Here is a 20,320-nt window from a genome sequence, read left to right as displayed (position 1 = left end):
GAGTTCCCAGGGAATCGGCATCAAAGTTCAGTGAGAGCCAGCAGGCTCTTGCGGGCCAGCCACGGCGGGAACGGCTAGACACACCCGAAGCAGCGTTTTTGAGCGATGCCGTTTCGAAAACGCCAAAATCAAAGCGAGGAGGAACATTCCTCCAACCAGAATGTTCAGGCAGATAAATCTCGGAGGATTCATTGATGTTCATGCACAACAAGCGACTGCAATATACGGTACGTGTCTCTGAACCGAACCCTCGCCTGGCGTGTATGATCATGGAGCAGTTCGGTGGCGCCGATGGCGAGCTTGCAGCAGCCATGCGCTATTTCACTCAGGGGCTGGGCGAAGACGACCTTGGCCGTAAAGACATGCTGCTGGACATCGCCACCGAAGAACTCAGCCACCTCGAAGTGGTCGGCTCGATCATCGCCATGCTCAATAAAGGTCTTAAGGCGCAACTTGCCGAAGGCCAGATGAAAGAAGCTGATCTTTATCTGATGATCGGGAGCAGCGGAACATCGGTCAAGGAGTCGATCCTGTTTGGCGGCGCGCCGGCACTGTGCGACTCGGCCGGGGTTCCTTGGACCGCCTCCTACGTAGATTCGCGCGGCGAGCCGACAGTCGATTTGCGATCGAATATAGCGGCCGAAGCGCGCGCCAAGATTGTCTACGAGCGGCTAATCAACGTTACCGACGATCCAGGTATCAAGGACGCGCTCGGCTTCCTCATGACACGCGAAGTCGCCCACCAGAAGTCGTTCGAAAAAGCGCTTTACGCCATCGAGAACAACTTCCCGTCGGGCAAGCTCCCTGGGGTCGAGAAATATGCCAGCATGTATGTGAACACCTCGCAAGGGGAGGGCGACGCTGACGGCCCGTGGAACTCTGGGGACGAATGGGACCGTATCGACAATCTCGAAGAGGTCATGCCAGCTGATGGCGGAGATGGAACTGCGACCGTCGAACTCAGGGCCAAGGACATGAAAGTTGTGGTCAAAATGGCCGAGCGGACACTCTCGGACCCGGCAGCCGATCCTATGACCGGCGCAGATCTTGGCGCGGGCCCCGGCGCCGGACGCACCAAGAATGGCGATATGGGTGGTGCGGCTAATATCCAAGAAGCACCCGCCATGGCAGAATCCGCGGCCAAGAAGCGCAGCAAGCGATCTTAGCCCAATGGGTAAATGGCACTTGCCGCAGAGCCACTGCTGCGATGAGCTGGCAAATACTCTGGTTGGCAAAAATGCGTGGGAGAGCTCGACCAGTTTCTGCGGACAGCTCGCCTTGAGTGGATGCGTCGGATTGAATCCGGACGCATGGCAGCTTTCAGCGCCGTAGCGGCCGAATGTGCGTAAAGTCCTCTCCCGAGAGCGCCGTTGCAGCCTACAGACCGGCAGGAACATTGCTTGTAATTCATAAATTAGAAATGTTGCAGGATACCCCCGATGCGGCACGAGGCATTCAATTTCTTGAAGATGATCGTCGCCACTCCATCTCCTAGCGGGTTCGAGCAACCCGTCGCGAAGCTGTACCGCGAATACGTCGAGCCATTCGCAGACAAGGTGACCACCGATGTGATGGGCAATGTCATTTCCGTGATTAATCCCGGCGCTTCTATGCGAATTATGTACGCTGGTCACATGGACGAGGTGGGCTTCATAGTCCACCATATCGACGAGAACGGCTTTTTATTCTTCAGCACTATCGGCGGGACCGACGTGGCCACCGAGATAGGGCAGCGGGTTCGGGTGCATGGAAAAGAACACGTGCTCGGAGTTGTCGGACGGAAGGCGATTCAAACCTTCCAGCTGTCTGATAGCACTCAAACACCTTCCTTGAAGGATTCGTGGGTCGACATCGGAGCGACCTCGCGCGAGGAAGCTGAACGGTTGTTCAGGTTGGCAACCCTGTAACCATAGAGTCCGCCTTCGCGGTCCTTCGCGGCAACTATGTTGTCGGCCGAGCCTTCGATAATAAGGTTGGCTTGCTGATCGGAGCCGAGGTGGTGCGTTCCCTGGCACAAAATGGCGGCCTCCACCCAGACGTGGGAATCTACGTCCTCGGCACAGTGCAGGAGGAGATCGGGTCGCGCGGCGCCCAGACCGCGGCGTTCAACATCGCTCCGCAAACAACGCTCGCGGTGGATATAGGTGTCGCCATGGATTATCCCCGTGCCAGACCGGAGGCAAGGCAGGCTCGATCTAGGCAAAGGCCCGGGAATTTCCCGAGGTGCCAATACGAATCCTGTTGTTCTCGGGATCTTAACGTCAGCCGCTAGAGATAGGCAGCTTCCGTTTCAGCAGCAGGCCACGGGTGGGAAGAGTCCCACTGATGCTCGTGTCGTGCAGGAAAGCCGAGGCGGTGTCGCGACAGGGGTCATCTCCGTGCCACTTCGCTATATGCACACGCCGTCGGAAGTGCTGTGTCTCGATGACATTCAAGCCACCATCGAATTGGTCTGCGAGTTTTGTCGCCGAATCCGGCCTGACACTGATTTCACGCCGCTAGCGACAGCGGAACAAGGCACCAAGCGGCTGGCAGTCTGACCCAAGAACCGAAGTTAACGATTCTCATAGATTCGACGCCCGAGCAATCCAGCCCCGTTCGAAACAGGCGCCCATAAAAACTCTGTAGATCCGCGTGTTGCGGCTGTTTCCGTGCGTCGTGATCAACTCGCGCCTGATACGTTTGCGGTCATGGTAACCAGCATTTCGACTTTGGCCGCGGCAGCCCCGGTCCTTGGCGTCGTTGGAGTGCGCCGCCAGGGCCGGGCCAGCGCCGGTCGCCACTGTACTTCGGGTAGGCTTCCTGTCTAGCAGACCCGATGGGTATTTCCCGACAAAAGACCCACTTCTGCCCCCCTTAATGCCCGTGTGCCAGGCTGAAAGGTTCAGGGCCGGGAGGCTCCAGGCGATCGAAGGTCGAAGCTCTGGAGCGGAGCGAACCTCCTCAGACTCCGCTCTGCAGACGAAGGCGCCGTGCACCGATGGCGATCTCCTGTTGGTCCGAGAGCCAAGCCAGGCCACCCTTCAAGTGCATCGCTGCACTGGTCGACCACCGAAGCCCTGGAATTGGCGAGTCCGTCAGCGGAGCAGTGCCACACTTATCACAGGTTAAGCCGGGGCCGGTATTTATGATATAACGTTGGGCATCATTCGCCGTTCCGCTGGCTGCGAGTGACTGAGAGACCATAGCGCTCCCGCCCAAACGGAGAGCCGACATGATCAATGAAAGCCCTTTAACTGCCAAGTTCCGTCGTGCCTTCACCCTCACGCCAGATGAGCGTCAAGCTCTCGACGCGATAAGAATAAGGATCGTTGCAATTGGCGCAAACCAGGACTTGGTTCGGGAAGGCGACCAGCCGTCCCGGTGCATAATGGTCCTGGCAGGCTTAGCCAGCACCTCGAAGATAATAGGAGACGGGAAGCGTCAGGTCACTGCCTATCATGTGCCTGGCGACATGCCCGATCTGTTGAGCCTGCACCTCGATCTGTTGGATAGCGACGTTCGAACGGTGAGCGCTTGCAGTGTTGGCTTCATAGATCATTCGGCTATCCGGCTCCTCTGCGAACGCTACCCTAGGCTGGCGGCAAATCTTTGGCGAACGACACTGGTTGATGCATCGATCTTTCGCGAATGGGTGGTCAATGTAGGGAAGCGCCAAGCGCTTGGCCGAGTGGCCCATCTTCTCTGTGAGATCATGCTGCGTATGGACGACGCCGGCCTCGCGTTCGATCAAAGCTGCGCTTTTGCTGTGACGCAAGCTGACCTTGGCGAGGCCACAGGGCTGTCAGCTGTCCACATCAACCGGACACTCAAGGCTCTTCGAGAAAAGCAGCTTAGTTCCCTCGTGAATGGCCAATTGACCATCCATGATTGGGAAGGACTGGCCATTCTTGCTGAGTTCCGTCACGATTACCTGCACTCAGCAAGGACCAAGCGAAGGGTGGAGCCCTTGTCGATGCACTGATTGCTGCAAGGGGGAATCTTCAGATTGCCGCGGTGAAGAGTTTTTCGGCGGCGCTTGGGGTCGATCTGCTTTGCTTGGCTCCTCGGCGCGCAGTGCACAAAATTTCCTTACGAATGACGTACCCGGCGCTTGCATGCATTCCGACGAGTCCGGTTGAAGGAAACATCGGTAACTGTCCTCAGTGCAAAACTGCCTGAGTCCGGATCGCAAGATCATTCCCAGCCGTAACATCCCATCTATGAATCTGGACCCTCGAACTCGGTGAGAGAGCACGTCGAGCTGCGCAGGTATTCAGTCAAACTTGCCGGGCCACTCGGGCGCCACTGGCATGAAGCAAGGCTGCGACCAAATTCTCGTCGGCTCACTTTTTGCCGGTGTCTAGGCGCACAAGCTCGTGCGCCTGGACTTTCCGATCGCACACCGGGCTGTCCCTTATGCTGACGTAAGGGTCCGGGAGAGTATGTCGAAATCCAACAGCGAAATACCCGGTCGGCTTCCTTTCATGGCCAAATCCGTCCTGTTGATCTGTGGCGCCCGGCCAGCCAAAACAGCCGTCGAGATCGCACTCTTCACGGCAAAACTCAAAGGTAAGTTTTGTTCTCGATCACCCGGCATATCGCAGGTGAGGTGTCTTCGGCACAACAATCAAACTTGATCAGGCGGCATCTCTCATTTCTGCGTCGTTGACGGGAAGCTCCTGGGACAACAGGTCACTCTGTCGAGCCCAATTCCGCTCAGCATCGAGCAGTTCATTCTCTCCAGTCAAGCCGTTCATAAACAGTCTGAGTACGTGTGCAGCTATGCGCTCTCCGTCCTGCGAAGCGACACGTATACCGCGCTCTTTGCAGAGCGTCCCACAAACGTGGGCAAGCACCATAATGTCGCTCGGCTCCAAAAACCGACCTGGATATAACATACCGTCCTCCCTGGAAAAGCTACCGTGAGCTTTTGACTACGCAAGGTCACCGGCAGCCACAATTAACTATGATAGTCGTGTACTCGACTCTGCAGAAAGTTCGAGCGGCGCCTCCAAACGCATCCGGGATAGCCACTACAGCCGAATACGGGGCTATTTAGGTAACGCGAGGTGCCCTCCGAGCTTAGAATTTAGACAAGGTTCTTCGCGTGAGAGACCCACCATGATCCGCGGGCCGTTGCACTTTGTGCACCTCCTTAATAAGAGACAGAGGCACATTCAGATGGGAAAGCCTTGGACCATGCAGATTGACGCTGAAGCTCAGCAGGTCCAGTTATTGCAGCTCACTGCTGACATAGTGGCGGCGTATGTTCAGAAGAACGCGATCCCGGCGGCCGTTCTCCCCGAATTGATCGCCAGTGTGAATTCTGCCTTGTCGCAATTGAGTCAGCCGGTGGAAGCGCCGCCGCCCGCGCTTGTTCCGGCAGTTAATCCAAAGAAGTCGGTTTTTGCCGATTACATCGTCAGCCTAGAGGACGGACGCAAGTTCAAGTCTATGAAGCGCCACCTTGGTTTGCTGGGAATAACACCCGACGAGTACAGAGCGAAATGGGGCCTCGCACGAGACCATCCGATGGTGGCGCCGAGCTACGCGGCTCAACGCTCGGAGCTCGCTAAGTCTTCCGGTCTTGGCCGCAAGGCAGTTGAGAAAACGCGAGCAAAGAAAGAGCCAACAAGGCAGAAGGCCAAGGCCTAGCGGCGGTCCGTATACACTCTTCTTGCGGCAACGGTGGTCATTCCATATCTGGCACGTCGCCGACGACAAAGAGGGTTGTGGGCTCCCCATATTCGCCACGCGAAGGATTGGCATCGCGCGACCACGCAATGACGCTAGCGTGTTTACCGGCCAGCCCCCTCGCGGTCCTGACGGCCCGGTCCTCGGTCTGCTGCTCGGCTGGCCCAAAGACGAGCTGAAGGTCGCCGCTCTCATCGCGGTCAAATGCTGTGACGACGATGAGTCTCGGGGCCTTCTGTTGCGGCAGCAAGCTATCTGACATGGAGGCTCTCCCTTCGCTGGGCCACCGGCTGGCGTGACGTGACCGGCTCGCTGGGAAGAAACTCAGACGTGCCTATGATCGGTATCATCGATGCCTCCCGCTCTGGCCGTGCTTGTTTAGCTCTCAGCTCAACGATTTCGTCATCTCGTCTGGCAATTCGGCTTTCCAGATTGGCGATGCGCTCTGCTAAGAAATAGCGCCCAACTGCAAATCCACCGCCTCCGAACAGCACGGCAAATGTGGCGAAGGCTGTCGGGTGGGCGATGACCAGCTCGGCGTTATCGCCAATGAAAGCGATAAAGTCGTGCATCGAGAGCCGCCTAAGTCATGCCAGCACAGGCGGCGTGGGATCGTAGCTGATCGCCACGAAGCCAGGGTATCTGTGGGCGAGAGCGAGGATTTGGGTCTCAAGCTCGCAGTTGTAGGCCATGAGCGCCTTCACGGTCTCAAGCGGGCTTTCGTAGCGAGCGACGGCGTGGCTGGAGTTCTTATCTGGGCTACAGTTGGGGCGAGGGATATTGGCCCTAGCAATGCGTCGGCATCGTAGCCCTTGTCGGCGAGCAGCATTGAGCCTGGGGATAAACCCTAAGGCAAGTCCGCTGCGGAGGCGATGTCGCTCGCCTGGCCTGAGCGGCCTGCCTTGGGCGTCGACAAGAGCGTGGATTTGGTTGTCAGTCCGGCTCGGAAACGTGTTGACGATCATTTCGTTGACCATCAGCCTTGAGACCCTGCTCGTCGCCTCGATGACGTGCAGCAACCTTGCAATGCGATCGAGATGCACCTCAAGGAACAATCAACCCGCAACCCCGTTGGGCACGATCGCGTCAGGAGAATGCTGTGCGACATATGATGTTGGGAGCTCTGGCCGGCCTTGCGGCGACGATGGCGATGACCAGCGCCATGAGGCGGTTTCATGGGGTGCTGAACGACACGAGTCGCTACCCATTGCCGCCCCGTGAAATTGTTGAGCGCCTGAACATCGGGGGCGATGAAAGGCAGGCGCGAACGAATACTCTGTTGGCCCACTTCGGCTTCGGCGCGATGAGCGGTGCAGCGTTCGCCCTTTTGCCACGCCGTCGCGGCAGCGGCACACTCTACGGCCTCGGTGTGTGGGCGGCCAGTTATCTGGGTTGGATTCCTGCAGCGCGAATTCTTGCCCCCGCATGGCGCCATCCTGCAGAGAGGAATCTGCTGATGATCGCCGTGCACATGGTGTGGGGTATCGTGCTCGCGAAATCGCTCAGCGACCTGGAGGCCGCGGAATCGGAGGCGTTCGGCAGGCCTGTGGACGCCAAACAGTCAGTCTTGGAAAGGCGAGAGAGAGGGTCTGACCGATGAAGTCGATCCCGTTTTGGCTAGATCGAGAGCCGGAGATTTCATTTGGTGCCTTGCAGGGCGATCACAACTTCGAAGTCGCGATCGTCGGCGCGGGTATCGTGGGACTGCAGGCTGCCTGTCTGCTGCGGGGCTCGGGTCTGAGGGTCGCGCTCCTCGAGGCACGTCAGATCGGCCAGCAGGCCACCGGCCGCTCCACCGCCAAGGTCACATCCCAGCATGGGCTCAAATTCGCTTCCCTCATTCGCAATTTCGGCCGCGAAGGCGCGAAGCTTTACGCGGACGCGAATGAAAAGGCGAAGGATGAGATCGCTGCGCTGTGCTCACTTATGGTGGATAAGGCCAAGCTGGAAGCCAAACCTGCCTTCATCTATGCTGAAGACGAACAACAGGCCGACACGTTACGCCGTGAGGCCGACGCCGCCGCATCGCTCGAATTGCCCGCCGAATTCCTGTCCGATCCGGAGCTGCCCGTTACGGCGACCGCGGCGCTCCGCTTTTCCGGCCAGTACCAGTTCGATCCGTATCTTTATCTTTGCGGGCTGGCCCGTCTGGTGAGCGAGAGCACCATCTCCGTTTTCGAAAACAGCCGCGTTCTTGAGATAGCAGGCGAGGGGCCTTATCAGTTGACTCTGGCTGGCGGCATCGTGACCGCCGGTAAGGTCGTCGTCGCCACGCAGATGCCTATAATCGGAGACGGACTCTTCTTCGGCAAGGCCTTCCCATTCGCGCATCCAGTCGCGGCAGCGCCAGTGCCGGAACAAGCAAGAGTGGACGGCATGTTCATCAGTGCCGGAAGGCCGTCTCATTCCTTTCGCACGACGAACCGTGACGGCAAGCGCTTTCTGGTGGCCGCAGGTGGCGAATTCAAAACCGGAGACCGCGAGGCTGCGGATTGCGCCGTCGCCGACATGCTGGCCTTCCTTGAGACCAACTTCGCTATCAGGCAACCGTCGCACCTTTGGATAAACGAAGATTTCCGATCAATGGACGGAATGGCCTTTGTCGGCTTGGCGAGTTCTTCCAAACCAGACCTTCTTGTTGCTACCGGTTTCGACGCATGGGGCATCACACAAGGTGCCGTTGCAGGAGAAATCCTCGCGTCGCAGCTTCTCGGCAAATCCCATCCTGCGGCGGAGATCTTCGACGCGACTCGTATCAAGCCGCTCGCAGGCGGCCCGACGTTCATATCCGAGAACGTCAAGACGGCTACACATTTGGTGGCCGAACGGCTCCTGGGTTCAAGAACTATGGATATCAGCAAGATCCCCCCAGGAGAAGGGGGTGTGACCGAGCACGACGGAGAGCAACTGGCTATCACGAAGGCGCAGGACGGTTCGGTAACCGCCCGCTCCGCGATTTGCACCCATCTCGGCTGCGTTGTTGGATGGAATCCGGTCGACCGGACGTGGGACTGCTCATGCCATGGATCCCGTTTCGATGAAGCTGGTGAGGTTCTTTCCGGCCCCGCGACGAGACCGCTCGAGCCGCGAGTGTCGCCGGATGCCGGGCACGCGAAATGAGAGTTCTCGTCACCGGCGCGTCGGGTCTGATCGGGGCCGCGCTTTGCGCGCGGCTGGCGGCCGGGGGACATGACGTCGTTCGTGTGCTCCATCGCCCCAGTGTTGCCCCGTTCACCGGGCCTACTCCCATCTTGCTCGACATGGCAAATGCGCTGCGGGCGCAGGACTGGATCCCTCATCTTGCCGGTGCCGATGCCGTTGTGAACTGCGCCGGCGTTCTGCAGGACAGCGTTCGCGAGAATACCCAGCACGTCCATACAGGCGGCGCCGCGGCACTCTTTGCCGCGTGTGAACAGGCAAATGTGAAAAAGGTCATCCACTTCTCGGCTATCGGCGTCGATCGCCAGCAGCCGTCCGCTTTCTCCGCCAGCAAGCTTGCTGGCGATGAGGCATTGATGGCGCGCGATCTCAACTGGGTGATCCTGCGCCCCTCGGTTGTGCTGGGGAGGCCGGCGTTCGGCGCAAGCGCGCTTTTTCGTGGCCTCGCTGCTTTGCCACTGTTGCCTGTGATGCCCGACACCGGTCGTCTTCAGGTCGTACAGCTCGACGACGTGATCTCCACCGTTCTCTTCTTTCTTAGGCCCGACAGCCCATCGCGCCTCGCGCTGGAGCTGGCTGGGCCTGAAGCCCTTTCCATGAACAAGGTCGTTGCCTGCTACCGCCACTGGTTCGGATGGAACAGCGCCCAGGAATTCATCCTGCCCAATTGGGCCGCAGCAATCCTATACCGGATTGGGGATGCGGCGGCTCAGCTCGGCTGGCGTCCGCCGATGCGCAGCAATGCCGCAAAGGAGATCGAGCGGGGCGCGGTCGGTGATCCCCAGCCATGGATAGCGGAGACCGGCATTCAACCGTCAACTCTTGCAACCGCACTCAGCCTTAACCCTGCCACGGTGCAGGAACGATGGTTCGCTGGTCTCTACGTTGTCAAGCCTGCCATCTTCGTTGTGCTACCCTTCTTCTGGATCATGACCGGCGTTATTTCCCTCACCACCGGCTGGCGCAGCGGAGTTGAGTTGCTCATCGACACCGCGGTCGGCGCGCTGGCCGGGCCGGCCGTCGTCGCCGGCGCGCTGGCCGACATGATCGTCGGTGCGCTGATCGCCTGGCGCCCGACCGGCCGGCTTGGTCTCTTCGGCGCAATCGTGCTGTCGCTTTTCTATGCGATCGCTGGGAGCATTCTGCGGCCGGAGCTCTGGAACGAGCCGCTCGGCCCGCTGATCAAAATCCTGCCGATCCTGGTGCTGCATTTTGTCGCTCTGGCGGTGCTGGAGGAACGCTGATGATCTATTTCGTGCTCAAATATCTGCATGTCATCGGTGCGGCTGTGCTGTTGGGAACTGGCGCTGGCATCGCCTTCTTCATGCTTCTGGCACACCGAACCGGAAATGCCGCCACCATCGCGGCTGTCGCCCGCATCGTCGTCCTCGCCGACTTTCTGTTCACGGCTACGGCCGTTGTTGCGCAACCTGTGACCGGAATCGCTCTCGCCCAGTACGCGGGCTATTCGCTTGCTGAAGGATGGATCGTTCTTTCGATCCTGCTCTACATTGCCACCGGCCTGTTCTGGCTGCCTGTGGTGTGGATGCAGATCAAGATGCGCAATCTCGCCATAATGGCCGCGGCGTCCAACCAACCCCCGCCTGAGCGTTACAATCAGTTGTTCAGGCTCTGGTTCGCCTTCGGCTTTCCAGCCTTTGCGGCTGTGCTCGCCATCTTCTGGCTGATGATTGCGCGCCCGCCGATCGAGTGGCTGGCCTTTTAGCCGTCGTGGCTCGCTAAACGCCGCCCTGCGGCGTCTGTTCCCGTCACTAGGAAAAACCAAACCGAGCCATCACGATCGAGGCATTACCTTGTGCCTCCGCGGCTCCCGCGAGGGCTTTGGCGGGGAAACATGCCGGTGTCACCGCGTGGTCGCGTGAAGCCAACCCGGCGCTTGGCGAATACGGCGAGCCAACGACGCTCTTTGTCGGGGGCGGCGTGCCGGACATGGAGTGAGCCAGAGGCTCAACCGCTGGCGAGCAGCTTGCCCCTCCTCCGCAGCAGCGGCAATGAACGCCTTGCGGACATCCTCAGGTGTCATATCGCCAGCCAAACAGGACATGCAGGCGCGCACCGCAAGGTCCCATTTGGGACCACGATTGTTCCACCCCATGAGTTCCCGAGCTGCACCCAGACGTTGTTGCAGCTATACGTGATGCCCGGCTTGCCGGTCCTTACAGAGACCGGAGGGTTGAACCAATGGAGGCTCATCAGGACTCTCTGAGGTCGAACAGGACGAACTGGCCGCGAAACCTGGCTTCCACGATGATCTCGACCAATTCACAGTCGGTCTCTTGTAGGAAGGGGTCGCCTTTGCGAACTGCGGCGATGGTGTCGCGGACTGACACGATGCTGCCAACCGGGATGGGATGGATAACCGCATCGATCCTCTCGGCAGCCGTAGGCTTGTAGACCGCTTGCAGTCTCATCGCCTCCTCCCGAGGCAGAAACCCAGCGGCCATCTCGTGGGTCACGCCGGGCATATATCAAGGCCTTTGGCGCGGCTGATTACGGAGATTCTTCCGGCCAGCTCTGTTGCGGAACCTATTCGGTGGCCACACTGTTTGTGTCGAGGCTTAGGAGTGTGCCATGAGTTCAGGAATCAAGGATGGCCAGCTCTCTTTCGTCGAGTTCCAATCGCCCACGCTGGTCGAGAACGCGCCCGAGGGCAGCGAATGGCTTCACGAGATTAAGTACGATGGCTACCGCACCGAGTTGATCATTGAGAGCGGGAAAGCCAGGGCCTTCACGCGCCGTGGGTACGACTGGTCACATCGATACCGCAGGATTGTTCAAGCAGCGGCGGGTTTGCCGGTAAAGGCAGCGATCATCGATGGCGAGGCTGTCGTTCTTGGCGACACCGGCCTGCCGGATTACCAAGCCTTGGAACGGGAGCTGGGCAATCCAAACTCGGCGAAGCTCATCTTCTATGCCTTCGACCTGCTGCACCTCAACGGGCGCGATCTTCGGCAGCAGCCGCTGGTGAAGCGAAAGGCAGCCCTTGAGAAGCTGCTGAAGGACACGGCCCCTACACTGACCTACGCCGAGCATCTGGAGGTGAGCGGGACGGATGTCTTTGAGCATGCCTGCCGGATGGGACTGGAGGGGATCGTTTCCAAACGCACCGATGCGACATATCGCTCAGGGGTCCAGACCAGTTGGCTCAAGGTAAAGTGCGTCAAGAGCGACACCTTTCCCATCGTTGCATTTGTCGAGAAACTCGGCGCTCACCCCCGCCGCATCGCATCGCTCTACATCGGACGCGGCGAAGGCGACCGACTGCTCTATGCCGGGAAGGCCCGCAGCGGCTACACCTTGAGCGCCGCGCAATTGGTTCGAGAGCGGCTTGACCCGCTGATCACCAGCAAGTCGCCTCTGTCAGAGCCCATTGTGAAGCCCAAGGCGACTTGGGTCATACCGGAGGTGCTGGCCGAGGTGCAATTCAGCGGCGTGACGGATCGCGGCGTGCTGCGCGAGGCGGTGTTCAAAGGTCTGCGAGAAGACCTCGTGCCGATCCCGGCCAAGCGTCCAGCCCCATCGAAGCGGCGTGGGCCAGTCCGGGAACATGGCGTTCCCAGCGAGAACATCCTGCAACTACTGCCCGATGCAGTTTCGCCCTCTAAGGACGAGCTTGCGCGCTATTGGGAGAGAGTTGCGGATCAAGCCTTGGTCCATCTCGGCCACAGACCTCTGAAGCTGGTCCGCCACGCACTCGGCGCAACCTTCTACCACAAGGGCACGCTGCCGAAGGTCCCCGCATCCGTACATCAGTTGCGCGTCCAGAAGCGCGAAGGAGGCGAAGGTGTGCGCGTATGGGTGGACGACCTTGCTGGCTTGCTGGGCCTGGTCGAGATGGACGCTGTAGAGCTGCATCCGTGGAATGCCACTGTTGACGACATCGAACATGCCGACCGCATCGTGCTGGACCTGGACCCCGGCGAGGGCGTCGAGTGGGACGAAGTCATTGAGACCACCCTGGCGCTTCGGGACCTCCTGGAGACGGAAGGCCTGGAGAGCTGGCCGAAGGTGACCGGCGGCAAGGGCATTCACTTGATGGCGCCGCTTGAGACGAAGATCACGCACGACAACGCCCGGCTCCTTGCCCGGTCGTTCGCAAATCGGCTCGCTGAAGCTCATCCAGACCGTTATCTGCTGACCTCCGCGCCATCGGCCCGAAGGGGTCGCATCTTTATTGATTACCTTCGCAACGGACGCGGCAACACCGCCGTCGGGGCCTTCTCCCCACGAGCGCGGCCCGGCTTCCCAATCGCCCGTCCGGTGACCTGGAGCCAAGTTGAGGGACGTATCCGCCCAGATGCATTCAATATCGACCGTCCTCTCAGGGCGGCTGTCAGAAAGGCAGCCTGAGCCGCAGGGTCGGTAGAAACGCGGGATCGGAATGGGCCAGGCAACTAGGGGCCGGGCTTTGCCTGCACCTCCCAAGATCGTCGATTTTTGGTTCTTCGTCCGTAGGTTAGTGCGATGTGCGGCAGCCCGACTGGCCCTTGCGGGTCTCGGGGCGGGAAAGGATGGCGTGGTCAGAGACTGGCGTCGCCAGCGCCGGCGTAGGATGGCGGCCGAGCGCAGGCTTGTCGGCTGGCGCCATCCTCCGCACGGCGGATACATTGGCCTCACCGCCCCAATGGAAGCGCCCGGTCGCGACAAGCCCGCGCCCAAATCGAAGCTTCCGCAGGCGGCCGGGCGGCGCATCCTTTCCAAGACCCAGGCGAGCTAGCCGGGAGGAGGAGAGGGCGCTGGTCGCCATCTGCAGTTATGCCGCCGTTGGGGCAGGGGATCGCCTGGCCAAGGCCCGATATTTTTTAGAAATCGAGGCGCGCGGTGAACTCGACCTCGCAGAGCATATGCAGGCTGTTCTCCGATCGACGACGTGGAAGGCATGAGACGAGCGACGCGAGGGGAGCAGATGCCGAATGTCTGGCATGCGCCTAAATGTCGGCCGTAGAAGATCAGTTTTGCGACTTCCTAAAAGCAGACGATCGGCTTGGGCTGCATGATGTCCGGGGTTGCCCAAAGGGGACGTAGGGGCATCAAATCAGGCGGTTGCTTTCCGCAATTTGACGCGCCCGCCGCACTGTGCCGTCGGTGTCGGCGAACTTTCGTTTTGTTGCTTCGTCGCTTCTGATCGTCAGCCGCTTCGACAGGACTTTTGCGGCTTCGACGATCGGCTTGACCGGTATGGCTGGATTCTCCGGGGTTTTCATGTACCTCATGCTTGTTGTCCTTTTTGGCAAAAACGAAAGAGAGCGCGGAGCGGCTGTCCGCCCCGGCACCTTGCACGGCGATCAAGTTACGGTCGCACGATCCAGGCCAGCAACGCCGGATCAAAATCGGAGTTGCCGGTATAGTCGCGGATCAAAAGCGCGGCGTATGCCTGCCACTGATCCTCGGGGGTCTGCTTTTCAATGACCGAAACGCGTCGCGCAGGATATTGCAGTCAAAAGTCGAAATCACGTCGGCCGATTGATCGTTGTCCATAGCGCGGCTCCCATCGAGGGGGCGGGAGTACGATGGACGCTCTCAAGCGCCGGCGCCCATTGTTCTGTGGCCGGCGACAACGGACTGTACGCCCCCGACAGGTGGATAGCGAATCATTCCGGCAGATTTATCCGTTGGTGCATCGGCACAAGTCACGCCGCGCTCTCCCCGCCTTGGTGTCTTGGCTGTTCAGCCGATCGGCCATCTTGTCGGCATCGCCGCATGATGCCGACCATGACCTATTGTTGGACTCGACGGGCTGGCCGGTGAAGACGTCGAAGACGGGCCAACTGTCCGGGTGGTTCATGCGAGGCATAGCGGTCTGCCATATCCCGCATGCTTTTTCGTTATTCGCCCGCTACCGACGATGTCGATCGGTTCAAGTCCGCAGAATGCCCAGCTTCAGAAACAGGCCGCCGTGAGGAGAGCCCGCGCATGCCCGCCACGTTCGTCATGCCGCCGGCCCTGGCGGGCGTCACCACACCGCGGCAGGCTTGACCCAAACCTGCCGCATGCCCGAGGCAGTGTCGGTTCACGCACGGGTTCTCCTGAACCCAGTATCTCAGTACCCCATCCCGCCCATGCCGCCGCCGCCGCCCGCAGGCGCGGCATCCTTGGCCGGAATGTCGGAGATCATCGCTTCGGCGGTGATCAAAAGCGCGGCGATCGAGCCGGCATCCTGTAGCGCGGTGCGCACCACTTTCGCCGGATCGACGATGCCCGCCCTGATCATGTCGACATACGCCTCGTTCTGGGCATCGAAACCCTGATTGTGGTCCTTGCTGTCGGCGAGCTTGCCGACGACGATGGAGCCCTCGACGCCGGAATTCTCGGCGATCTGGCGGAGGGGCGCTTCAAGCGCCCTGAGCACGATCGAGATGCCGGCGGTGACATCGGCGTTGGCGCCGTTCAGGCCGGCAAGCGCCGTCCTGGCGCGCAGCAGGGCCACGCCGCCGCCTGGCACGATGCCTTCCTCCACCGCCGCGCGCGTGGCGTTCAGCGCATCATCGATGCGGTCCTTCTTTTCCTTGACTTCCGACTCGGTGGCGCCGCCGACGCGGATGACCGCGACGCCGCCGGAGAGCTTGGCCAGCCGCTCCTGCAGCTTCTCCTTGTCATAGTCGGAGGTTGTCTCCTCGATCTGGTTCTTGATCTGGGCGACGCGCGCCTGGATGGTCGCCTTGGTGCCGGCGCCGTCGATGATCGTGGTGGTGTCCTTTTCGATCAGCACCCGCTTGGCGCGGCCGAGCATCTCGATGGTGACGTTCTCCAGCTTGATGCCGAGATCCTCGGAGATCATCTGGCCGGATGTGAGCACCGCGATATCTTCCAGCATCGCCTTGCGGCGGTCGCCGAAGCCCGGCGCCTTGACGGCCGCGACCTTGAGGCCGCCGCGCAGCTTGTTGACCACCAGCGTCGCCAGAGCCTCGCCTTCGACGTCCTCGGAGATGATCAGCAGCGGCCTGCCGCTCTGCACCACCGCTTCGAGGATCGGCAGCATCGCCTGCAGATTGCCGAGTTTCTTCTCGTGGATGAGAATATAGGGCTCTTCCAGCTCCGCGCGCATCTTGTCGGCATTGGTGACGAAATAGGGCGAGAGATAGCCGCGGTCGAACTGCATGCCCTCGACGACGTCGAGCTCGGTGTCAGCGGTCTTGGCTTCCTCGACGGTGATGACGCCGTCATTGCCGACCTTCTCCATCGCCTTGGCGATCATCTCACCGACGCTGGCATCGCCATTGGCGGCGATTGTGCCGACCTGCGCGATCTCGGCCGACGACTTGACCTTCTTGGCCTTCGCCTTGATTTCCACGACGACGGCCGCGACGGCCTGGTCGATGCCGCGCTTGAGGTCCATCGGGTTCATGCCGGCGGCCACCAGCTTGGCGCCTTCGCGCAGGATCGAGGCGGCCAGCACCGTAGCCGTGGTGGTGCCGTCGCCGGCGAGGTCATTGGTCTTCGAGGCCACTTCGCGCACCATCTGCGCGCCCATGTTCTCGAACTTGTCGGCAAGCTCGATTTCCTTGGCGACAGTGACGCCGTCCTTGGTGATGCGCGGCGCGCCATAGGCCTTGTCGATGATGACGTTGCGGCCCTTGGGCCCGAGCGTGACCTTCACCGCATTGGTGAGGATCTCGACGCCGCGCAGCATGCGGTCGCGCGCATCGGTGGAGAATTTGATTTCCTTGGCAGACATGATTTTATCCAGTTCGCATTTGGGGTGAGCAGTCACCGCGCAGAGGCGCGGTGCTTCAGTCAGGCGGCCTTCTTGGCTTCGGCGCTCTCTTCGATGACGCCCATAATGTCGGCTTCCTTCATGATCAGGAGGTCCTCGCCGTCGATCTTGACCTCCGTGCCCGACCATTTGCCGAACAGGATCAAGTCGCCGGCCTTGACGTCGAGCGGAACAAGCGCGCCGTTTTCGTCGCGGGCGCCGGGACCAACCGCGATCACTTCGCCTTCCTGCGGCTTTTCCTTGGCATTGTCGGGAATGATGATGCCGCCCTTGGATTTGATATCGCCTTCGGCGCGCCGGATGACGACGCGGTCGTAGAGTGGCCGAAATTTCATGAGAACTTCTTTCTGGGGCCGGCATAGGCGGCCGCAGCATTTATATAGGCGGTTTGGCACTCGATAGATAGGAGTGCCAGAACTATTTCTCGCCAACGGCCAAGAAATCCAATGATATAATTCGAGACGCGCAGAAATTCGTTCGGATGGGAGGAAAACTTTCTGTGAGCTTGAATTTCGCGGATGCGGATTTGTTATTTCAAAGGAGAAATAAAAGGCGTCGCGACCCTTGTTTGGAACTCAATTGAGGCGCATATATAAAACTCGTTGATTTGGTTGAGTTGGCTTTGTTTCAGAGCCCCGCCATTCACCACCGAATTCTCGAAAACGAGTGCATGCGCCGGTCCGGCGCACATTTCGTTCCGTTCGGACCCTGGAATGAAACCGACGCTGACCACGGATGTACCGGCAGCGTCGGGCATCGTCCCGGCGGTTCGAGTGGGAATGATACGGAAAGGCGCAGCCGCCCGTTTCCGCGGAAAGCCGCAATCATGACCAGCCGCACCACAAATACAGTCGTTCGCTTCAAGTCGGCGTTTTCGCTGCCCGGCTTTGATCAACCGCAACCGCCCGGAGAGTATCGGGTCGACCATGACGAGGAGGCCCTCGAAGGGACTTCCCAGATCGCATGGCGCCGCGTGGCCACCTTCATTCACCTGCCGGCGATCACCGCGAGCGGTGCCACGCAGCAGATGGTGCCGATCGAACCGGCATTGCTTCAAGCCTCGCTGGAGCTGGACGAGAGACAATCATGCGAACCACAACCCTGATGCAACGCAACGCACGCCCGGTCCGCCGCGAAGCCGTAACGCATCTCTTCGCCGTCGGACAGGCTGTCCGGCTGAAGAGCGGCATCGGCACGTTTCCAAAGGCCGCGGAAATCTACCGCGTCACGGCAACGCTCCCGCCGAGCGGAAATTCGCCGCAGTACCGCATCCGCAGCGACGTCGAACTTCATGAACGGGTGGCGACGCAGGACAGTCTCGAACCGGTCGACACTTCGCCCGGTGACAGCATAGCGCTCATCGAAAGGATCTTCGAACATGTCAAAGGGACAGAAACGCTCTAGCCGGGAGATCAGGAAGCCGAAGCAGGAGAAAGTCCCGCCCAACCCTGAAAGCGTATTCGGCGCCCAGACCAGACTTGCCGCCGATATCAATGCCCGGCGCGGCAAGGGCAAGAACTGACGTCGCGACACGGGCACGGATGACGATGAAGATCGTGATCGAATTCTATCGCACCCGAACCTCGGACGATGCGCATGCCGTGATCGGGCGCGAGACGGCGCAAGCGGCCAACCTCAACCATGCGATCGAGATCGCCAGGCTTTTGGCCAAAACCCTGAACATGCCGCAGCGGCCGGACGCCATGACGATCGCCGACGCGAAGGGCGCAACGATCTATTCCGGCGTTCTGGCGACGGAAGCGATCAATGAGGCCGGCCAACGCCATGAGCGCCCGTAGCAACGAAACCGATCGGCAGCGCAACGCCGCCGGGCTTGCCGTCTGGGAAAATGAGGGTGGGACATCGGGACGCGACTTCGCGGACCGTCAATATGGCCGCCGCGTCGAGGCGGATCGGTCCTGGACCGTCTATCATGTCTTCAGCGGAATTCCGGCGCTGGTCGACGGTGGTGCCATGACCGGCCTCAGCCGGTCGGATGCGACGCGCAGCATGTTGTCCCTTAATCAGCGCAATGCCGAGCGCCCGACGGCGCGGGTTGCGGCGCCGCCGATTGTCCCACATGAGGCAGCGGCGGGCCAACCATGACGCTCTCCTTCCCCAACCCCAGCCGCAGATTCGATGAAGCGCGCGATTTTCGGTAGGTTGGCACCGTATCACGAACTTTCTGGTAAGACCGGAATGTCGCCTCCTGGAGCAAACGGCCAACGCGGTGCCGCAGTCGAGTAAAGGCTAGCAGAGTCGTTGCGGCCAAGATGGAGGTCGCCAGCGGAATGGCGCCTTTCTGGCTTTCAGAACCGGACCGTCTGTTTCCGGCCCCAAGGCTGCCGGACCGCAATGCGCCCAATTGCAGCCATTTATGGGTTTTCGGCGCTCCCGATAAACAGACGTTACCAGTGCGGCCCCCTTGGTACGCAGCGAGAGGTGGCCAACGGTGCGCTAGATCGTGTCTCCAATGGCAGAGCGCACAGCACTCGCTCGATGCGTCCGACCAGTGTCTTTCCCATATTGAAAATTGCTACACCGTTGTCCATCGCCGTGTGGCTGACGACGAAAAGCATGCGTCGACGATTTGCATGATCTCGTAGCCATCACTAAAGGTGGGCCAAGCCGATTTGCCCGTGGAAACCGAACGAATGACTTCCGAGACCTCGATGGCCTTGTATTCATTGTACCCGAGGCCGAAATTGGCGACCGGCAGGAGGGATGCGAAGTTCCGGTTTTCCGGACCGACGTCGATCAGCCGGTAACCCTGGCGGTTCGGCGCATCCTCCATCGAGAAGAAGCGCAGGCGGTTGACCTCGTCATAGTTGAACTCGATGCCGCCCTTCGTGCCATAGATCTCGTATTTCTGCAGGAAGCGCCGGCCGGAGGCGACGCGGCTGACATCGATGACGCCGCGGCCGCCATTGGCGAATTTGCACATCAGGTTGACCATGTCCGAATTGGTCACCGAGCGCTTGACGCCGCCTTCCTGCGCCTTGGTCTGGACACCATAGCCGAAGCCTTCGCTGTAGGTGCGCTCGGGGGTGACGGTGGCGACATCGGCGATCAGCTCGTCGACCGGGCCGATGAGGCGGTGGATGAAGGAAAACAGGTGCGAGGCGACATCACCGACGACGCCGGTCGGCGCCAGATTGCCGTCGCAGCGCCACATGAAGGGCGTGCGTGGATCGGCCAGCACGTCGACATGCATGGAGGCGCGGAAGAAGACGATCTCGCCGATCTCGCCATTGTCGATGAGTTCCTTGGTCAGGTCGTGCGCCGGGTTCTTCGGGAAATTATGGCCGACGCGGGTCACCAGTCCCTTCTCGCGGGCGAGGTCCGCCAGTTCGCGCGCCTCCTCGGCGGTCGCCGTGAAGGGCTTCTCGCAATAGACATTCTTGCCCGCCAGCAGGGCCGCCTTCGACGCCTCGAAATGCAGATGGTCCGGCAGGCAGATGTCGACCAGATTGACCTCGGGATCGCTCAGCACGTCATGCCAGTTGGTCGAGGTCTTGACGTCGCCATAGGCACCCTTGATCTGTTCCAGCCTTTCGGCTGCGTCGTCCACCAGCCAGGCGATCCTGGCAATGGAACCGAGTTCGGGAAACATCAGCGGTGCATTGCGATAGCCCATGGAATGGCACTTTCCCATCCATCCGCAGGCGCCCAGAATGGCTACGTTGACTGGCTTCATGACACTGTACTCCGGTGCGGATTGCGCCCGCCGGCACGGCCGGGCGGTCGAAC

At 60.3% G+C, this 20,320-nt stretch carries 23 protein-coding genes and 1 pseudogene; 16 read left to right on the top strand and 8 right to left on the bottom strand.

Translation table 11 applies throughout. The features are described 5' to 3' along the window. Positions 1–194: 194 nt before the first annotated feature. The 6 genes from FJ964_RS23170 to FJ964_RS23145 all read left to right on the top strand — a co-directional run bounded on the left by FJ964_RS23170 (position 195) and on the right by FJ964_RS23145 (position 5,637). The gene (locus FJ964_RS23170; RefSeq protein WP_140552552.1) at positions 195–1,166 is read left to right on the top strand and encodes a manganese catalase family protein; all 972 of its coding nucleotides are present in this window, start codon (positions 195–197) and stop codon (positions 1,164–1,166) included. Between the two features lie 273 nt (positions 1,167–1,439). Further along, positions 1,440–1,907, top strand: coding sequence for a hypothetical protein (locus tag FJ964_RS31805; protein WP_263493255.1), 468 nt, complete (start codon positions 1,440–1,442; stop codon positions 1,905–1,907). A gap of 89 nt (positions 1,908–1,996) precedes the next feature. Further along, the gene (locus FJ964_RS31800) at positions 1,997–2,272 is read left to right on the top strand and encodes a hypothetical protein (RefSeq protein ID WP_348642867.1); all 276 of its coding nucleotides are present in this window, start codon (positions 1,997–1,999) and stop codon (positions 2,270–2,272) included. Continuing rightward, positions 2,166–2,540 (top strand): hypothetical protein, encoded by a 375-nt coding sequence (locus tag FJ964_RS31445; RefSeq protein WP_246676213.1) that lies wholly within the window; start codon positions 2,166–2,168, stop codon positions 2,538–2,540. The genes FJ964_RS31800 and FJ964_RS31445 overlap by 107 nt, the downstream gene beginning before the upstream one ends. A 674-nt stretch (positions 2,541–3,214) precedes the next feature. Continuing rightward, positions 3,215–3,964: a Crp/Fnr family transcriptional regulator gene (locus FJ964_RS23155; protein WP_140552550.1), complete on the top strand. Its 750-nt coding sequence runs from the start codon at positions 3,215–3,217 to the stop codon at positions 3,962–3,964. A 1,217-nt stretch (positions 3,965–5,181) separates the two neighbouring features. Beyond that, positions 5,182–5,637, top strand: coding sequence for a MucR family transcriptional regulator (locus FJ964_RS23145; RefSeq protein ID WP_140552548.1), 456 nt, complete (start codon positions 5,182–5,184; stop codon positions 5,635–5,637). A gap of 37 nt (positions 5,638–5,674) precedes the next feature. On the opposite strand, the gene FJ964_RS31075 is transcribed toward FJ964_RS23145, so the two are convergent. Continuing rightward, positions 5,675–5,938, bottom strand: coding sequence for a hypothetical protein (locus FJ964_RS31075; RefSeq protein ID WP_181172589.1), 264 nt, complete (start codon positions 5,936–5,938; stop codon positions 5,675–5,677). Then, entirely contained in the window at positions 5,928–6,248 is a 321-nt protein-coding gene (locus FJ964_RS23135; RefSeq protein WP_140552547.1) for a hypothetical protein, read from the bottom strand. Before FJ964_RS23135 ends, FJ964_RS31075 begins: the two co-directional genes overlap by 11 nt. Positions 6,249–6,784: 536 nt before the next feature. Between FJ964_RS23135 and FJ964_RS23125 the strand changes: the two genes are divergently transcribed. The 4 genes from FJ964_RS23125 to FJ964_RS23110 are packed head-to-tail and all read left to right on the top strand — an operon-like array spanning position 6,785 to position 10,561. Next, positions 6,785–7,276, top strand: coding sequence for a hypothetical protein (locus FJ964_RS23125; RefSeq protein WP_181172588.1), 492 nt, complete (start codon positions 6,785–6,787; stop codon positions 7,274–7,276). Next, positions 7,273–8,796, top strand: a complete 1,524-nt coding sequence (locus tag FJ964_RS23120) for an FAD-dependent oxidoreductase (protein WP_140552546.1) — start codon at positions 7,273–7,275, stop codon at positions 8,794–8,796. The genes FJ964_RS23125 and FJ964_RS23120 overlap by 4 nt, the downstream gene beginning before the upstream one ends. Continuing rightward, complete coding sequence (locus FJ964_RS23115; RefSeq protein WP_140552545.1) at positions 8,793–10,079, top strand: SDR family oxidoreductase; 1,287 nt, start codon at positions 8,793–8,795, stop codon at positions 10,077–10,079. The genes FJ964_RS23120 and FJ964_RS23115 overlap by 4 nt, the downstream gene beginning before the upstream one ends. Then, a complete protein-coding gene (locus FJ964_RS23110) occupies positions 10,079–10,561 on the top strand; it encodes a DUF2269 domain-containing protein (protein WP_140552544.1) in 483 nt (160 codons plus the stop codon). Before FJ964_RS23115 ends, FJ964_RS23110 begins: the two co-directional genes overlap by 1 nt. 324 nt (positions 10,562–10,885) lie before the next feature. Here the strand turns inward: FJ964_RS23110 and FJ964_RS31795 are convergent. Further along, positions 10,886–10,951: pseudogene (locus tag FJ964_RS31795) on the bottom strand (hypothetical protein); the annotation flags it as partial. A gap of 97 nt (positions 10,952–11,048) precedes the next feature. After that, a complete protein-coding gene (locus tag FJ964_RS23100) occupies positions 11,049–11,267 on the bottom strand; it encodes a hypothetical protein (protein ID WP_140552543.1) in 219 nt (72 codons plus the stop codon). A 160-nt stretch (positions 11,268–11,427) separates the two neighbouring features. Here FJ964_RS23100 and ligD point away from each other — a divergent pair, with 160 nt between their 5' ends. After that, on the top strand, positions 11,428–13,206 hold the full coding sequence (ligD, locus tag FJ964_RS23095; RefSeq protein WP_140552542.1) for a DNA ligase D: 1,779 nt from the start codon (positions 11,428–11,430) through the stop codon (positions 13,204–13,206). 680 nt (positions 13,207–13,886) lie between these two features. On the opposite strand, the gene FJ964_RS23085 is transcribed toward ligD, so the two are convergent. From FJ964_RS23085 to FJ964_RS23070, 3 genes are all read right to left on the bottom strand, one after another. Then, on the bottom strand, positions 13,887–14,060 hold the full coding sequence (locus tag FJ964_RS23085) for a hypothetical protein (protein WP_224713245.1): 174 nt from the start codon (positions 14,058–14,060) through the stop codon (positions 13,887–13,889). Positions 14,061–14,896: 836 nt separating this feature from the next. After that, positions 14,897–16,531, bottom strand: a complete 1,635-nt coding sequence (gene groL / locus FJ964_RS23075; RefSeq protein WP_140552539.1) for a chaperonin GroEL — start codon at positions 16,529–16,531, stop codon at positions 14,897–14,899. A gap of 59 nt (positions 16,532–16,590) precedes the next feature. Then, positions 16,591–16,905 (bottom strand): co-chaperone GroES, encoded by a 315-nt coding sequence (locus FJ964_RS23070; protein WP_140552538.1) that lies wholly within the window; start codon positions 16,903–16,905, stop codon positions 16,591–16,593. Positions 16,906–17,396: 491 nt separating this feature from the next. Here FJ964_RS23070 and FJ964_RS23065 point away from each other — a divergent pair, with 491 nt between their 5' ends. The 5 genes from FJ964_RS23065 to FJ964_RS23050 are packed head-to-tail and all read left to right on the top strand — an operon-like array spanning position 17,397 to position 18,676. After that, the gene (locus tag FJ964_RS23065) at positions 17,397–17,675 is read left to right on the top strand and encodes a hypothetical protein (RefSeq protein ID WP_140552537.1); all 279 of its coding nucleotides are present in this window, start codon (positions 17,397–17,399) and stop codon (positions 17,673–17,675) included. Then, positions 17,657–17,974, top strand: a complete 318-nt coding sequence (locus FJ964_RS23060; protein WP_140552536.1) for a hypothetical protein — start codon at positions 17,657–17,659, stop codon at positions 17,972–17,974. Before FJ964_RS23065 ends, FJ964_RS23060 begins: the two co-directional genes overlap by 19 nt. After that, a complete protein-coding gene (locus FJ964_RS31070; RefSeq protein WP_181172587.1) occupies positions 17,949–18,092 on the top strand; it encodes a hypothetical protein in 144 nt (47 codons plus the stop codon). The genes FJ964_RS23060 and FJ964_RS31070 overlap by 26 nt, the downstream gene beginning before the upstream one ends. A gap of 25 nt (positions 18,093–18,117) precedes the next feature. Next, the gene (locus FJ964_RS23055) at positions 18,118–18,369 is read left to right on the top strand and encodes a hypothetical protein (RefSeq protein ID WP_140552631.1); all 252 of its coding nucleotides are present in this window, start codon (positions 18,118–18,120) and stop codon (positions 18,367–18,369) included. After that, a complete protein-coding gene (locus FJ964_RS23050) occupies positions 18,356–18,676 on the top strand; it encodes a hypothetical protein (RefSeq protein ID WP_140552535.1) in 321 nt (106 codons plus the stop codon). Before FJ964_RS23055 ends, FJ964_RS23050 begins: the two co-directional genes overlap by 14 nt. 430 nt (positions 18,677–19,106) lie before the next feature. On the opposite strand, the gene FJ964_RS23045 is transcribed toward FJ964_RS23050, so the two are convergent. Beyond that, positions 19,107–20,267, bottom strand: a complete 1,161-nt coding sequence (locus FJ964_RS23045) for a Gfo/Idh/MocA family oxidoreductase (RefSeq protein ID WP_140552534.1) — start codon at positions 20,265–20,267, stop codon at positions 19,107–19,109. Positions 20,268–20,320: the final 53 nt, after the last annotated feature.

This window comes from Mesorhizobium sp. B2-3-2 (genome assembly GCF_006442295.1).
GTDB lineage: Bacteria > Pseudomonadota > Alphaproteobacteria > Rhizobiales > Rhizobiaceae > Mesorhizobium.
Note: the sequence above shows the minus strand (reverse complement) of the source record. Positions and strands in the feature narration are given on the sequence as shown.

Coding starts and splice junctions, on each gene's coding strand:
- FJ964_RS23050 (WP_140552535.1), top strand. CDS start 18,356: ATGAGCGCCCGTAGCAACGAAACCGATCGGCAGCGCAACGCCGCCGGG.
- FJ964_RS23125 (WP_181172588.1), top strand. CDS start 6,785: ATGATGTTGGGAGCTCTGGCCGGCCTTGCGGCGACGATGGCGATGACC.
- FJ964_RS31075 (WP_181172589.1), bottom strand. CDS start 5,938: ATGTCAGATAGCTTGCTGCCGCAACAGAAGGCCCCGAGACTCATCGTC.
- FJ964_RS23085 (WP_224713245.1), bottom strand. CDS start 14,060: ATGAAAACCCCGGAGAATCCAGCCATACCGGTCAAGCCGATCGTCGAA.
- FJ964_RS23065 (WP_140552537.1), top strand. CDS start 17,397: ATGACCAGCCGCACCACAAATACAGTCGTTCGCTTCAAGTCGGCGTTT.
- FJ964_RS23100 (WP_140552543.1), bottom strand. CDS start 11,267: ATGAGACTGCAAGCGGTCTACAAGCCTACGGCTGCCGAGAGGATCGAT.
- FJ964_RS31070 (WP_181172587.1), top strand. CDS start 17,949: ATGTCAAAGGGACAGAAACGCTCTAGCCGGGAGATCAGGAAGCCGAAG.
- FJ964_RS23145 (WP_140552548.1), top strand. CDS start 5,182: ATGCAGATTGACGCTGAAGCTCAGCAGGTCCAGTTATTGCAGCTCACT.
- FJ964_RS23170 (WP_140552552.1), top strand. CDS start 195: ATGTTCATGCACAACAAGCGACTGCAATATACGGTACGTGTCTCTGAA.
- FJ964_RS23045 (WP_140552534.1), bottom strand. CDS start 20,267: ATGAAGCCAGTCAACGTAGCCATTCTGGGCGCCTGCGGATGGATGGGA.
- groL (WP_140552539.1), bottom strand. CDS start 16,531: ATGTCTGCCAAGGAAATCAAATTCTCCACCGATGCGCGCGACCGCATG.
- FJ964_RS23115 (WP_140552545.1), top strand. CDS start 8,793: ATGAGAGTTCTCGTCACCGGCGCGTCGGGTCTGATCGGGGCCGCGCTT.
- FJ964_RS23110 (WP_140552544.1), top strand. CDS start 10,079: ATGATCTATTTCGTGCTCAAATATCTGCATGTCATCGGTGCGGCTGTG.
- FJ964_RS31805 (WP_263493255.1), top strand. CDS start 1,440: ATGCGGCACGAGGCATTCAATTTCTTGAAGATGATCGTCGCCACTCCA.
- FJ964_RS23070 (WP_140552538.1), bottom strand. CDS start 16,905: ATGAAATTTCGGCCACTCTACGACCGCGTCGTCATCCGGCGCGCCGAA.
- FJ964_RS23055 (WP_140552631.1), top strand. CDS start 18,118: ATGAAGATCGTGATCGAATTCTATCGCACCCGAACCTCGGACGATGCG.
- ligD (WP_140552542.1), top strand. CDS start 11,428: ATGAGTTCAGGAATCAAGGATGGCCAGCTCTCTTTCGTCGAGTTCCAA.
- FJ964_RS23155 (WP_140552550.1), top strand. CDS start 3,215: ATGATCAATGAAAGCCCTTTAACTGCCAAGTTCCGTCGTGCCTTCACC.
- FJ964_RS23060 (WP_140552536.1), top strand. CDS start 17,657: ATGCGAACCACAACCCTGATGCAACGCAACGCACGCCCGGTCCGCCGC.
- FJ964_RS23135 (WP_140552547.1), bottom strand. CDS start 6,248: ATGCACGACTTTATCGCTTTCATTGGCGATAACGCCGAGCTGGTCATC.
- FJ964_RS23120 (WP_140552546.1), top strand. CDS start 7,273: ATGAAGTCGATCCCGTTTTGGCTAGATCGAGAGCCGGAGATTTCATTT.